This is a genomic window from Streptomyces sp. NPDC001027, from assembly GCF_040299045.1.
GTDB lineage: Bacteria > Actinomycetota > Actinomycetes > Streptomycetales > Streptomycetaceae > Streptomyces.
On sequence record NZ_JBEPBI010000215.1, the window covers coordinates 1 to 13313 of the forward strand.

A 13313-nucleotide genomic window follows, 5' to 3' on the forward strand; every position below is an offset into this window, starting at 1 on the left:
CCCCACTGAACCGCTTCCGGAACCGGTGCCGGCCCCGGGGCCAGAAGAGTCGCCGGAACCGCTCCCGGAACCGTTGCCGGCCCCGGGGCCAGAAGAGTCGCCGGAACCGCTCCCGGAACCGTTGCCGGCCTCGGAGCCGGAAGAGTCGCCGCAACCGCTTCCGGAACCGTTGCCGGCCCCGGAGCCCGAACAGCCGTCGCAACCGCTTTCGGAACCGTCGCTGACCGACACCCGCGGAACGGCCTCCGAAAGCGTTTCCGACGCGGCTCCCGACGGGGCTCCCGACGCGGCTCCCGACGCCCTTCCGGAGCGGCAGGACGAGCCGGCCGCCCCCAAGGACCGTCGGGTGCTGCGGGCCGTCCTGCGCTGGACCGCCGTCGTCACGGTCTTCGCCGCGCTCGGGGCGGGGACGGCGTACGGGATCGCGCGCATGGAGCGCACCGAACTGCCCGGGCTCGCCACCGCGTCGGACGGCCGCTGGGACTACCCGGACATCGTCATGCCGCCGCTGCCCTCCGGCAGCCCGAGTCCGTTCGACAGCAAGAACCGGGGCTTCGCCCACTACGCGGACCTGCGGGCGCTCCGTCTCCCCGCGCCCGAGGGCTCGACGGAGGACAAGGCGCTGCGCGGCGCCGACGGCTGGCTGGCCACGAAGGACTTCCTGCCGGTGTTCGAGGCGAAGGAGGACCGCACCACCGTCGGACAGCTGCTGACCGACAACGGCCTGCGGCACATCGCGGCCCGGGGCTGGACCACCCCGGACGGCACCCGCACCGGCGTCTACCTGCTGCAGTTCGACACGGGTGAGGTCGCCGAGAGCGTGTACACCGCGCTCACCACGTTCACCAGCCCCGTGCACGCGGCCCACGGCGCGACCGAGACGGAGTTCGACGAGGGGTACCCCATCGCCGCCGACGTCCCGAACGTCAAACGTCACGCCTACGACGAGATGAAGCCGTACGGCGCGGAGCAGCTGCGGCAGGCCTATCTGCACGCGGGCGACGTCATCGCCCTGGTGCTGCAGTCCCGCAAGGGCGCCGCCGCGGCCGTTCCGTTCCAGCAGACCGTGACGCTGCAGAGTCAGCTGCTGAGCTGACGCCCGCGGAGGGCGCACCTCACAAGGAGGGCCGGGTCCCGGCCGCGTAAGCTGGGGCCCGGCCCTGTCGTACGCGTCGCGAGTCGTCCGTACCCGAAGCACGCTCATCCGAGGAGCACCCGTGGAGATCTTCTTCGAAGCCCTGCTGGTCCTGGTCTGCGTCGGCGTTCTCGCCTTCGCCGGTCTGACCGTGAAGAAGCTGTACCAGGGCCAGCGCTGAGACCGACCACCTCCAGGAACTGTCACTCATGATCGAGATTCCGTCCGACCTCCACAAGGACCTCGTCCCCCTCGCCTTCCTGCTCGGCAGCTGGGCGGGCGCGGGCGTGCACGACTTCCCGGGATCGCAGAAGTGCAACTTCGGGCAGGAGGTCACCTTCGCCCACGACGGCCGTGACTTCCTGGAGTACCACTCGCACACCTGGGTGCTGGACAACGCCGGCGACAAGGTCCGTCCGCTGGAGTCCGAGTCCGGCTTCTGGCGCATCGACGCCGACCGCAAGGTCGAGGTGACGATGGTCCGCGACGACGGCGTGGTCGAGATCTGGTACGGCGAGCTCGCCGACAAGAAGCCGCAGATCGACCTCGTCACCGACGCGGTGGCCCGGACGGCGGCCTCCGGCCCGTACACCGGAGGCAAGCGCCTGTACGGGTACGTCAAGAGCGACCTCATGTGGGTCGGCGAGAAGCAGACCCCCGAGGTCGAGCTGCGCCCCTACATGTCGGCCCACCTGAAGAAGGTCGTCACCCCGGAGGACGTCGAGCGCTGGGCGAAGGCCCTCCCCGACGACATGCCGGACGACGGGATCGCCTTTTTCAAGTAGACCCTGACGGACCTAGACTCTTCTGTGTGGTGAGCACTGAAAGCACTGACTGGAAGAGCGACCTGCGGCAGCGCGGATACCGCCTGACGCCGCAGCGCCAGCTTGTCCTGGAGGCCGTGGAAACCCTGGAGCACGCGACCCCCGACGCCATCCTCGTGGAAGTGAGGAAGACGGCGTCGGGGGTCAACATTTCCACGGTGTACCGGACCCTGGAGCTCCTGGAGGAGCTGGGGCTGGTCAGCCACGCGCACCTGGGACACGGGGCGCCGACGTACCACCTCGCCGAGCGGCACCACCACATCCACCTGGTCTGCCGGGACTGCGACGACGTCATCGAGGCGGACGTGCAGGTCGCCGCCGAGTTCACGGCCAAGCTGCGGCAGCGCTTCGGCTTCGAGACGGACATGAAGCACTTCGCGATCTTCGGCCGCTGCGAGGACTGCACGCTCAAGAGTTCGGGCGTCAAGGGTCCGGCGGTCAAGGGTCCGGCGGTCAAGGGTTCGGCCGTCAAGGGTTCGCCTACCGGGTCGTAGGCTTGGCGGCATGAAGAGCCCTCTGCTGTCCCTGCCCGGCGCCGTCCCCGCCGAGGGCGTGGACGAAGACGTCGCCGGTCACTACGGCGACCTGTTCCGCGAGCAGCGCGCCCTCGCCGACGGCGCCGGTTTCGTCGACCTCTCGCACCGCGGAGTCGTCGCCGTCACCGGCGAGGACCGGCTGAGCTGGCTGCACCTCCTGCTCACCCAGCACGTCACCGACCTGCCGGTCGGCCAGGCCGCCGAGGCGCTGATCCTCTCCGCGCACGGTCACATCGAGCACGCGCTGTACCTGGTCGACGACGGCACGACGGTCTGGGCGCACGTGGAGCCCGGCACCCAGGAGGCGCTGATCGCGTACCTGGAGTCGATGAAGTTCTTCTACCGGGTCGAGGTCGCCGACCGGACCGCGGACACCGCGGTCGTCCATCTGCCCGCCGGGTCGATCGCACCCGTACCGCCGGGCGTCGTGGTCCGTGAGACCGCGTACGGCCGTGACCTCTTCCTGCCCCGCGCCGACCTGGAGTCGTACGCCGCGCAGGCCGGTCCGCCCGCCGGGATCCTGGCCCTCGAGGCGCTCCGCGTCGAACAGCACCGCCCGCGCCTCGGCTTCGAGACCGACCACCGCACCATCCCGCACGAGCTCGGCTGGATCGGCACCGCCGTGCATCTGCAGAAGGGCTGCTACCGGGGCCAGGAGACGGTCGCCCGGGTCCAGAACCTGGGCAAGCCGCCGCGCCGCCTGGTCTTCCTCCACCTCGACGGCAGCGAGGTCCACCTGCCCGCCGCGGGCACCGAGCTCCGTGTCGCCGACGAGGCGCCCGACGGCCGCAAGATCGGCTTCATCACCACGTCCGCGCGCCACCACGAACTCGGGCCGGTGGCCTTGGCGTTGGTGAAGCGCAACGTTCCGGTGGACGCGCCGCTGCTGGCCGGCGCCACGGCGGCGGCCCAGGAGCTCGTCGTCGAGCCGTAGGGACGACCTGCCCGGCCGCCCCGCCCGCCCGACCTGCCCCTGAACTCCCGACCCGGGTCTCCCAGACCCGGGTCTCCCCGACCCGGCCTCCCCGGGCCCACGGGTCTCCCCGACCCGGGTCTCCCGGCCCCGCGGGCCTCCCCGGCCCCGCGGGCCTCCCCGGCCCCGCGGGCCTCCCCGGCCACACGGGCCTCCCCGGCCCGGGGCTGCCGCGCTAGACCTCGATCAGGACCGTGAAGGGGCCGTCGTTCGTCAGCGACACGCGCATCCCGGCGCCGAACCGGCCGGTCGCCACGGTGGCCCCGAGAGCGCGCAGCTGCGCCACGACCTCGTCGACGAGCGGTTCGGCGACGGGGCCCGGCGCGGCCGCGTTCCAGGTGGGCCGGCGGCCCTTGCGCGCATCGCCGTACAGCGTGAACTGGCTGATCACCAGCAGCGGTGCGGCGATGTCGCTGCAGGACTTCTCGTCGTGCAGCACGCGCACCGACCAGAGCTTGCGCGCGAGCTGGGCCGCCTTCTGCACGGTGTCGTCGTGCGTGACGCCGACCAGGACGCACAGTCCCTCGCCGCTGATCTCGCCGACCGTCTCGCCGTCCACGACGACGCTCGCGCCGTCCACCCTCTGCACCACCGCTCGCATGCGGACCATGATGCCGGGTCCCGGGCGCGGACCGGCGGCTGGCCCTTTTTTGATCCTTAAGCCCCTGTCTGGGGCCGTTCGGGGGGACTCGGTCACAAAGCGGCCACTTGGGGTGGCACGATGCTTTCCACACGCCGGTCGAGGGGACGGTTGAGGCACATGAGCACACCGAGTACCGAGCGGGCGGCGACGCGCCGTCCGCCCGCACAGCGCAGCGACAGCCCCATGCTGCCCGTCGAACCGCCCGAGCAGGAGCTGGCCGGGCTGAGCCTGCCCGAGCTGCGCACCCTGCGCCGGGACGCCCAGCGCGACGAGGCCGATCTCAGTTACGTACGGCGGCTGTTGCAGGGCCGGATCGACATCCTGCGCGCCGAGCTGGCCCGCCGTTCGCCGACGGGCGCGGCCTCCGTGGTGGACCGGCTGCCGGAGATCCTGACGGACGCCCCGGCCCGGCACCGTTCCTCGGCGCGTCACGTCACCCTGGGCACCCCGCACAGCGAGGAGGGCCGGCGGCTGGCCGCGGACATGCTGGCCGACGTCGAGCTCTCCGACCTCGACGCCCGCACGGACCTCGAGCTGCACGAGGCGATGGCCCGGCTGGTGCGCTACGAGCAGCGGGTCTCCAGCCGCCGTCAGCACCTCCAGCGCACGGCCGACGAGTCCGGCGCGGAGATCACCAGGCGGTACCGGGAGGGAGAAGCGCAGGTCGAGGACCTGCTGGTGTGAGCCCGGCGGGAGCACCGCGCCGGCCCGGTGGCCGACCCCGGCAGCGGTGACCCGCGGCCGACCCCGGCGACGCCGACCCATGGCGGTGAGCCGTGGCGCTGACCCATGGCGGTGAGCCGTGGCGGTGGCCGGTGGCCCGGGAGTGCGGCCCGGTAGCGGCGCTCGGCCGGGCGCCCCGGTGGCGGTGACCCGGGGGCCGGGGGCCGGCGGTCGCGCGGGAGGCGGCGGTCGCGCGGGGGCGGAAAAAAATGCCCGCGGCGTCCGGCAGTGCCTGCCTACGGTGATGCCATGACCAGCCGAGCTGCCTCCTCCGTCGAAACCCGTCCGATCACCGACTCCGAACTCGCCGACTGGATACGCGCCCTGAACACGGGCTTCCTGCGCCCGCCGAGCATCACGGACCAGTTGCTGGCGGAGCGCCGCGCGGCCATCTCGGAGTCCCGCACCTCGGGGGCCTTCGACGCGGGCCGCTGCGTCGCCACGTTCCGCTCCTTCCCGCAGGAGCTCACCGTCGTCGGCGGTGCCGCCGTCCCGGCCGACGCGATCTCCAACGTCACCGTCTCGCCCACGCACCGCCGTCGCGGCCTGCTCACGCGGCTGATGACCGACGACCTCGCGGCCGCGAAGGAGCGCGGGGACGTCGTGGCCACGCTCATCGCGGCCGAGTACCGCATCTACGGCCGCTACGGCTTCGGCCCGGCCACCACGATGACCGAGTGGTCGATCGACGTGCAGCGCGCGGGCCTCGACCCGCGCCGTTCGGGTCAGCCGGAGGAGGGCCGGATCGACCTCGTCGACGGCGACGAGGTCCGCAAGACGGGCCCCGGGCTGCATGAGCGGCTGCGGCGCGCCCAGCCCGGCGCCGTCAGCAGGACCGACCAGTGGTGGGAGGTCCAGACCGGGGCGGCGAACCCGACCGGCGACCCCTGGACCGAGCCCTTCTACGCGGTGTACCGCTCCCCGGACGGCGAGGTGGAGGGAATGGTCTCCTACCGGGCCGACGAGAAGTGGAGCGACGCCAAGCAGCCGCTGAACACGGCGTCGGTGAGGTGGCTGATCGCGGTGACCCCGGCCGCGGACCGCGCCCTGTGGCACTACCTCTGCTCCATCGACTGGATCACCCGGGTGAAGTCGGGCTGGCGCTCCCCGGACGACCTGCTGCCGCTCCACCTGCCGGACCCGCGCGCGGCGACCGTCACCACGCAGGCGGACTGGCTGTGGGTGCGCATCCTGGACGTCGTACGGGCCCTGGAGACGCGTGCCTACGACACGGCGGGCGCGCTGGTGCTGGAGGTCGTCGACGGCGCCGGCCTGGCCGGCGGCCGCTTCCTGCTGGACGCGACCCCCGACGGGGCCTCCTGCGCGCCGACCACCCGCAGCGCCGACCTCACCGTCGACGTCGGCGAGCTGGCGAGGCTGTGGCTGGGCGACCAGTCCGCGGTGCGGCTGGCGGCCCTCGGCCGGCTCCGGGAAGAACGAGCGGGCGCCGCCCGGGGGGCCGACGCCCTGCTGCGTACATCCGGGCGGCCTTGGTGCCCGGACGTGTTCTGACGGCTCCTCTCATGGGCGGTCGGTGCGGTGTGGCAGCGGATCCATGGACCTGAACCCCTGGATCCGCTCATCCGTAGCTGTTCAGTTGTGGCTGTGCGGCGTTCTGGAGTTGTGGCTGAGCGGGTGCTGTTCAGTTGTGGCTGTACGTCGGCGCCGGCCGTGCGGGCTCCCGGCTCCCCTCCGGAAGGGGGCCCACCGGCCAACCGTCTAGAGGCTTGACCATGTCGATGAAGTTGGCTGCCAACTTCACTCTACTTATGTCCGCTTGGAAGCGTCCTATAACCATCTCTCTTTGAACTGCCGAAACTTGGCGAGAAGTTGTACTGTGCGGACGTGGAGCCGGAACATGCCTCCGTCAAGGGGCACGGGGAGGCGGAGCGGCCGCAGCCGTCCCACCGTGAGGTGGCCGACGAGTTGCGCACCCGGATCAGAACCGGAGTGCTGCGGCCGGGCCAGCGCATGCCCACCCAGGCCAAGCTGGCGAAGGAGTTCGGCATCGAGCGGGGCGCCGTGCGGCAGGCCCTGCGCATCCTGCAGTCGGAACGGCTCCTCACCAACGTCTCCAAAGGGAGCCCGGCGACGGTCGCGGCGCCGTCCGAAGCGGCCGGTCTGCGGACCGGGTCCGCCGCGGCGCCGCAGCCGTCGATGGTGGGGCTGCCGCCCCGCGTCACCGCGGCCTTCGCGGCGGAGCACGTCGAGGTCGACGCCCTGTGCCTGACCGCGGTGTCGCTGACGGCCGCGATCGGCGAACCGCTGCGGCAGATCCACGCGGGGCAGTTGAAACCGGCCAAGATCGACGTCCGGGTCCTGCTGCCGTCCCGGGACATCGACCTCGCCTTCCCCACGCCGGTGGACGGCTCGCCCAGCGGACGGCTGCAGCGCCGCTGGCTCGCCCACCGCAACGCCCAGGGTCAGGTGCTGCGGCACAACCTGCTCACCCTGCGCTCCACGCACGGCATCGACGTGCACGTGACCTTTCGCGCGCTGCCCTTCACCCCGCCCGTCAAGCTGTACCTGCTCAACGGGACGGAGGCGTTGTTCGCGTACTACACGGTCACCCGGGGCGAGCAGACGATCGACCAGGAGCACCTGGAGCTGTACGACGCCGAGGGCACCCGGTCGCTGCTGTTCGCCTTCGAAGAGGGCGCCGGCCCGCGGGACACGACGCTGGTGGAGCAGTCCCGGCGCTGGTTCGACGCGCTGTGGGACACCATCAGCTCGGAGCTGGTGCTCACGAGCTGACGGCGGGTCCGGTGGCGAGAAGGGCGAGGATCACCGCGCCGACGGAGCTGATGGCAGGGCTCTTGGCCTTGACGCCGACGCTGAGCAGGAGCAGGCCGACGGCGCCGGTGCTGCCGTACTTCCACTGGATGATCTGTTCGACGCCGACGACGAAGGCGGCGCAGAGGAGGATGCGGACGGGCATGGGCGGGTTCCCCCCTTCGGAGGCTGGGAGACGGGGTCCCGGATCGAGGGCCGGGATCAGGTCCGGGACCGAGGTCCGGAAGCGGGAGGCAAACCTTCCGCCAACTCGCTTGAGTTGGCAACCAACTATGACTATGTTGTCCCCACTTGGTGGCAACTCCTAAACAACTTTCAAACAACTCCCGTCAGATGGATGCGAGTTGTAGCGTTTGGTCGTGACCCAGGAGAACGTGGCAGTGAACGGCAGCAGCAGGCTTTCGCCGCAGGAGATCGCCGATGTCCTGCGCGAACGCATCCGCGCCGGCGAGCTCAAGGCCGGCGACCGGCTGCCCACCCAGGCCGAACTCGCCGACGAGTTCGGCGTGGAGCGCGGCGCCGTCCGCCAGGCCCTGAAGTCGCTGCAGGACGACGGGCTGCTCACCAACGTGAGCAAGGGCAGCCCGCCCCGGATCGCCCAGCGGCCGAAGCCGGGCCGCGAGGAGCCCCAGCCCACGATGGTCGGTCTGGCCCCCCGGCTCACCGCCGCGTTCTCCGCGCCCCATGTGCGCATCGACGCCGCCTGCCTCACCGCCGAGAGCCTCATCCCGGCCCTCGGCGAACCTCTGCGGCTGATCCACGGGGGGCAGTTGAAGCCCGCCAGGATCGACGTGCGCATCCTGCTGCCGTCCCGGGACATCAGCCTCGCCTTCCCGGTCCCGGTCGACGGCCGCGGGGACGACGACCCGGTCCACCAGCGCTGGCTGGCCATGCGCAACGCCCAGGGCCATGTGCTCCGCCACAACCTGCAGACCCTGCGCTCGCACGGCATCGACGTCAACATCACTTTCCGCGCGCTGCCGTTCACCCCGCCGGTCAAGCTGTACCTCCTCAACGGCGAGGAGGCGCTGATGGCGTACTACATGGTCACCCGCCGCGAGGAGGCCACCGACAGCGGAACCCTGGACATGTACGACGTGCTGGGCACCGAGTCGCTCCTCTTCTCCTTCGAGAAGGCGGCCGGTCAGCGCGACGCCGCGTTCGTGGAGGAATCCCAGAAGTGGTTCGACGCCCTCTGGGAAACCATCACGACGGACCTGACACTCTCCTAGTGACCTCTGATACGCAGCAGACTCAACAGGTGACCCCCGACACCGACACCGAGACCGCTGATCTGCGGGAAGTGATCAGACGCGCGCGCGTCGTCCTGTGGGACTTCGACGGACCCATCTGCCGTCTCTTCGCCGGCCACTCGGCGGACATCGTGGCCGACGGCCTCGTGGAGTGGCTCGAAGGGCGAGGCCTGCACCACCTCCTGACGGACTCCGAGCGGGACTCGCTCGACCCGCACGTCGTGCTGCGCGCAGTGGACCGCCGGCACCCCGGCAGCGACCTGGTCACCGAGTTGGAGGAACGCCTCACCCAGGAGGAGCTGAAGGCCACGGCCACGGCGATGCCCACCCCCTACGCCGACCCGCTGATACGCACCCTGACGGCCCGCGGCCTGCGGTTGGCGATCACCACGAACAACTCCCCCAGGGTGGTCGCCGCCTACCTCGCGACCCGGGGTCTCACCTCGTGCTTCTCCCCCCACGTGTACGGCCGCACCCAGGAGTTGCGCCATCTCAAGCCCCACCCGCACTGCCTGAACCTCGCGCTGCGCGCCATGGGCTCGGCGCCCGGCACCGCGCTGATGATCGGCGACACCCCCTCGGACTTCCTGGCCGCCAGGGAGGCGGGCGTCCCCTTCCTCGGCTACGCGCGTAACGAGCGCAAGGAGAAACTGCTCACGGGCGCGGGCGCAACCCTCGTGGTGCCCTCCCTGCAACCGGTACTGGAGGCGGTCAGGGCCTGAGCATCAGAGCCACGAGCACGACGGCCGCCCCGACGGCGAGCACGTCGTGCCGGGCGCGCACGCCCACGGCCAGGGTGAACAGCAGCAGCACCCCCGCCGCCCCCAGTTTGGCCCGCACCGTCAACCCCGCGCAGAACGCGAGGAGTTCCCAGAGTGCCGATAACAGGAGCATGGCCTTCCACCTCCTTGCCAGTCTCTGTGAAGCTTGCCATTACCGGTCCAATTGGACTGGTTGCCTTGAAATGGATTTCCCCTCGCGGTCTGATCCTTAACCGGACTGCTGTGTAGTGGACTTGACCGGGCTCTGGCCGGGGATTCGACTGGTATTGGTTTGCCATTGGCCGGATGGCGGTACGGTCGCCGTGTGGACGCGCAGCAGGGCAGTGACGGTGGAGGCAGGGAGTTCCATCGGGTCGCCGACGACCTGCGTGCCCGCATGACGGACGGCACCTACTCGCTGCGTTCCTTCCTGCCCTCCCAGCGGGACCTTGCCGAGGAGTACGGGGTCTCCCGCGACACGGTGCAGCGCGTGCTGCGGGAGCTGGCCAACGAGGGCTGGATCGAGTCCCGGCAGGGCAGCGGCTCCCGGGTGATCAAGATTCAGCGGATCCACTCGTCGACGCCCAGAGCCACCCGGCTGCGGCACGGCGCGACACTGGGTCCGCTGCTCAGTGAGGCGTTCGAACAGCGTGACGTCACAGTGGACGTCTACACGCTGACGTCCGAATCGCTGGACGCGCACATCAGGCTGCAGGCCGAGCGGATCCGCGGCGGCTCGATAGCCCCCGAGCGCATCGGCCTGCGCATGATCCTGCCCTCCCGGGACCTCGACCTGCCCTATCCGCGGGTCAAGGACGACAGGCGCGACGAACGTCTGCGCAACCGGCTGCTGGACATCACGGACCGTCACACGGACTCGCTGCGTGGGGTGCTGAAGGCCCTCAAGACGGAGAGGTACGTGTCCGAGGTCGACGTCCAGATCCGGCACGCGCCGCTGACGCCGGCCTTCAAGCTGTACCTGCTGAACGGCATGGAGGCGCTGCACGGCCCCTACGAGGTGATCCAGCGGCAGATCGAACTGGATTCCGGCGAAGAGATCACCGCCCTGGACGTGCTGGGCCTCGGCGCCACCCTCACCCACCAGGTGAAGGACGGGGACCCCAACTCGTCGGGCACGGTCTTCGTGGAAACCTGGCGATCGTGGTTCGACTCCGTCTGGGACCATCTCGCCGAATAGGCCGCTCGCGGTGCGCTAGCATTCCCCAACCGCGCGAGAAATCGACCGCGTCCCTACGTATGAGACGACGAACACGTCAGTCTCGAACGGCCCGACCGCAATGACCGCCATACCACCCATTGGCCTCATTCAGCATCGCTCCGGTCGCGCGACGCGTTTACCGTTTGCCCTACCCAGCCCAGCGCGAGTCTCCGGAGCGGCCAGTGGTCGACCACCTTGTTCCCCCTCTTCAGCTCGGGGAACGAGCCGCTCAGGGAGCACTGCGGGCTTTCTTCAAGGCCGCCGCGTCGACCCGGGAGTCCAGCGGCCATCACAACCGCAACTACGTGCTGCCGCTCGCAGAGGACGTCGCCCCTCTCGTGGGCCGCGCCCCCGGCACCTCGGTGGTCGTGCGCACCCGGCGCTCCGACGCGCTGCCGGTGGTGATCAGGACCTGGCAGGACGAGGCGGCCATCCTGAACGCCGTCCAAGGCGTCCTGCCGCACGCGCCGGAATGCCTGGTCAAGGCCCACGGCTACGCCCTTCACAGCTATGTGGAGGGCGTGCCGCTCTCCACCGTCTGCGGAAACGGTAAGCCTGTCGACACGCTCCTGCTCAGGGCGCTCGCCGGACTCCTGGGACAGATGACCCAGGTGCGGCGGCAGGCTCTTCCGCCGCTGCCGAGTTCCTGGCCGGCCAACCACACGGACAGCCAGGGCTTCCTCAAGGCTCTGGCCCACTGCGCCGACGAACAGATCCGCAAGCCCAACTGGGCTGAGTTCGGCGGTCTGTTCAAGGCGCTGGGCATCTCCGACGACGCCCTGCTCCGCTTCGCCGAGCGAGTGCCCGCGATGACCCGGCGGCCGTACAGCCTGCTCCACGCGGATCTGCACCGGGACAACGTGATCGTGTCGTACGACGGCGCACCGCCGCTGGTCTGCGTCGACTGGGAGCTGGCGACGTACGGCGACCCGCTGCACGACCTCGCCACCCACCTGGTGCGCATGCACTACCCGGATCATCAGTGGGACGAGGTGATCGATGCGTGGGCGGAGGCCATCTGCCGGTTCCGGCCCGGCGCCGCCAAGGGCTACGGCAAGGATCTGCGCCACTATCTGGCGTTCGAACGGGCTCAGTCGGTCTATCCGGACGTGATGCGTGCCGCGCGGTCGCTGCAGGAGTCGTGCACCGGCAAGAGCCTCGACGAGGCGACGGTAGAGGTGCGCCGGGCGCTGATCGCGGCGGAGGAACCGCTGCGGCTGCGGAACGTCCCGGCGGAGGGCGAGATCGGACGAGCTCTGTTCCGATGGCGGGTGTCTCGGGGCGACAGGGTGGTGAGCGACCAGGACTGGAGCAGGAAGGCCTTCGGCTGGACGCCGGATCCGCGCCTTCCCGAGAACCCTCGCTTCCCGGGGTCCGCTGTGCTGGAGGCACTGGCCGTGGAGGGGGCCGCTCCCGCGCACCGGGTGTTCAAGGGAACCGCGCACCTCAACTCGGTGGTGCTGGTGCAGGGCATGCGGACTCCTGTGGTCGTGCGGCGCAAACTTCCGGACGTCTCGCGTCGGGAGCCCAGATACCTGAGTGAGCATGTCGTCCTGCAGGCGATCCAGGAGTCGCGCGTCCGGGTGGCGGCGCCCGAGGTCCTCGCGCTGGGGGCGAGCTATCCGGACGACCGACTCAGCATTCACACCTACGAGGGCACCCATATCGACCGGCCCCCCGTCCACCCGGTGAACGGCCTGCGGCCGCACGAGGCGGACGCGCTCGTCGACCAGCTGTGCGAACTGACCCGCGTGGACCATGTGTTGATCGATCCGCAGGCCGGGCAGGTCGATTTCTGCGAGTGGCTGAAGGAACAACTGGTCGGTCTGGTCCGGGACCTGCCGAAGAAGTCGCTGCAACTGGCTCGCACGCTGGGGCTGCCCGACGAACAGCGTCTTCGGGAGATCCTCTTCCGCCACCGGGTGAGCCGTCGGGCGCCGGCGCTGCTGCACGGCGACCTCAACCCCTGGAACCTGGTGCGCCGCGACGATGCCCTGGCACTGACGATCATCGACTGGGAGATGGCTCTGGTCGGCGATCCGCTCTACGACCTGGTCCGGCACATGCACCTGACGCCCACGAGACCGGAGATCAGGGAGCGGATGTTCCTCCGGTGGCAACGGCGGCTGGCGCCGGAGTACACCAGGGACTCGGAGAAGGACTGGACCGTGTACCGCCGGATCGAGGTCATCCGTTCCGCGTACATCGATCTCGACCGCCTTGCGACGGGGTCGGGCCTGGACGCCCCCAACGTCCGCCGGGCCGTCAACTCCTACGCCGACACCCTTGTGGCAGCCACCGCCATGCTGGGCCTCCCGGTGCCGGCGACGGCCAACCCCTACCTTGCCCGGGCGCTGGCCTAGGTCGTGTCTTCAATTGATCTTGAGTGGTGGATCATGGTCGGGTGATACGTCGCCATGAACTGTCCGATGAGGAGTGGGAGTTCCTCCGTC

At 70.4% G+C, this 13313-nt stretch carries 14 protein-coding genes; 11 read left to right on the plus strand and 3 right to left on the minus strand.

The genetic code is table 11. The annotated features are described in order from the left end of the window. The first annotated feature begins 169 nt into the window (after positions 1-169). From ABT300_RS34550 to ygfZ, 4 genes are all read left to right on the plus strand, one after another. Positions 170-1096: a hypothetical protein gene (locus ABT300_RS34550; RefSeq protein ID WP_502978057.1), complete on the plus strand. Its 927-nt coding sequence runs from the start codon at positions 170-172 to the stop codon at positions 1094-1096. A gap of 248 nt (positions 1097-1344) precedes the next feature. Beyond that, on the plus strand, positions 1345-1920 hold the full coding sequence (locus ABT300_RS34555) for a heme-binding beta-barrel domain-containing protein (protein WP_351684363.1): 576 nt from the start codon (positions 1345-1347) through the stop codon (positions 1918-1920). A 26-nt stretch (positions 1921-1946) separates the two neighbouring features. Continuing rightward, entirely contained in the window at positions 1947-2453 is a 507-nt protein-coding gene (locus ABT300_RS34560; protein ID WP_351684366.1) for a Fur family transcriptional regulator, read from the plus strand. A gap of 10 nt (positions 2454-2463) precedes the next feature. Beyond that, entirely contained in the window at positions 2464-3429 is a 966-nt protein-coding gene (gene ygfZ, locus ABT300_RS34565; protein ID WP_351684368.1) for a CAF17-like 4Fe-4S cluster assembly/insertion protein YgfZ, read from the plus strand. A 214-nt stretch (positions 3430-3643) separates the two neighbouring features. Here the strand turns inward: ygfZ and dtd are convergent, their stop codons facing one another. Then, positions 3644-4069: a D-aminoacyl-tRNA deacylase gene (gene dtd, locus ABT300_RS34570; RefSeq protein WP_351684371.1), complete on the minus strand. Its 426-nt coding sequence runs from the start codon at positions 4067-4069 to the stop codon at positions 3644-3646. 159 nt (positions 4070-4228) lie between these two features. On the opposite strand from dtd, the gene ABT300_RS34575 reads away from it, so the two are divergent. The 3 genes from ABT300_RS34575 to ABT300_RS34585 all read left to right on the plus strand — a co-directional run bounded on the left by ABT300_RS34575 (position 4229) and on the right by ABT300_RS34585 (position 7588). Continuing rightward, complete coding sequence (locus ABT300_RS34575; protein WP_351684374.1) at positions 4229-4795, plus strand: RsiG family protein; 567 nt, start codon at positions 4229-4231, stop codon at positions 4793-4795. Positions 4796-5083: 288 nt separating this feature from the next. Next, positions 5084-6346 (plus strand): GNAT family N-acetyltransferase, encoded by a 1263-nt coding sequence (locus ABT300_RS34580; protein WP_351684376.1) that lies wholly within the window; start codon positions 5084-5086, stop codon positions 6344-6346. 333 nt (positions 6347-6679) lie between these two features. Then, complete coding sequence (locus tag ABT300_RS34585) at positions 6680-7588, plus strand: winged helix-turn-helix domain-containing protein (RefSeq protein WP_351684379.1); 909 nt, start codon at positions 6680-6682, stop codon at positions 7586-7588. On the opposite strand, the gene ABT300_RS34590 is transcribed toward ABT300_RS34585, so the two are convergent. Continuing rightward, positions 7578-7772, minus strand: a complete 195-nt coding sequence (locus tag ABT300_RS34590) for a hypothetical protein (RefSeq protein WP_319277963.1) — start codon at positions 7770-7772, stop codon at positions 7578-7580. The two genes, ABT300_RS34585 and ABT300_RS34590, sit on opposite strands and share 11 nt — an antisense overlap. Positions 7773-7980: 208 nt before the next feature. On the opposite strand from ABT300_RS34590, the gene ABT300_RS34595 reads away from it, so the two are divergent. Then, the gene (locus ABT300_RS34595) at positions 7981-8859 is read left to right on the plus strand and encodes a GntR family transcriptional regulator (RefSeq protein ID WP_351684383.1); all 879 of its coding nucleotides are present in this window, start codon (positions 7981-7983) and stop codon (positions 8857-8859) included. A 29-nt stretch (positions 8860-8888) separates the two neighbouring features. Next, positions 8889-9602, plus strand: a complete 714-nt coding sequence (locus tag ABT300_RS34600; protein ID WP_351684385.1) for an HAD family hydrolase — start codon at positions 8889-8891, stop codon at positions 9600-9602. On the opposite strand, the gene ABT300_RS34605 is transcribed toward ABT300_RS34600, so the two are convergent. Next, positions 9592-9774 (minus strand): hypothetical protein, encoded by a 183-nt coding sequence (locus tag ABT300_RS34605; RefSeq protein WP_351684388.1) that lies wholly within the window; start codon positions 9772-9774, stop codon positions 9592-9594. The two genes, ABT300_RS34600 and ABT300_RS34605, sit on opposite strands and share 11 nt — an antisense overlap. A gap of 192 nt (positions 9775-9966) precedes the next feature. Here ABT300_RS34605 and ABT300_RS34610 point away from each other — a divergent pair, with 192 nt between their 5' ends. Further along, positions 9967-10839 carry a winged helix-turn-helix domain-containing protein gene (locus ABT300_RS34610; protein WP_351684391.1) on the plus strand — a complete coding sequence of 291 codons (873 nt, stop codon included), beginning with the start codon at positions 9967-9969 and terminating at the stop codon, positions 10837-10839. A 203-nt stretch (positions 10840-11042) separates the two neighbouring features. Further along, the gene (locus ABT300_RS34615; RefSeq protein WP_351684394.1) at positions 11043-13223 is read left to right on the plus strand and encodes a phosphotransferase; all 2181 of its coding nucleotides are present in this window, start codon (positions 11043-11045) and stop codon (positions 13221-13223) included. The last annotated feature ends 90 nt before the right edge of the window (positions 13224-13313 follow it).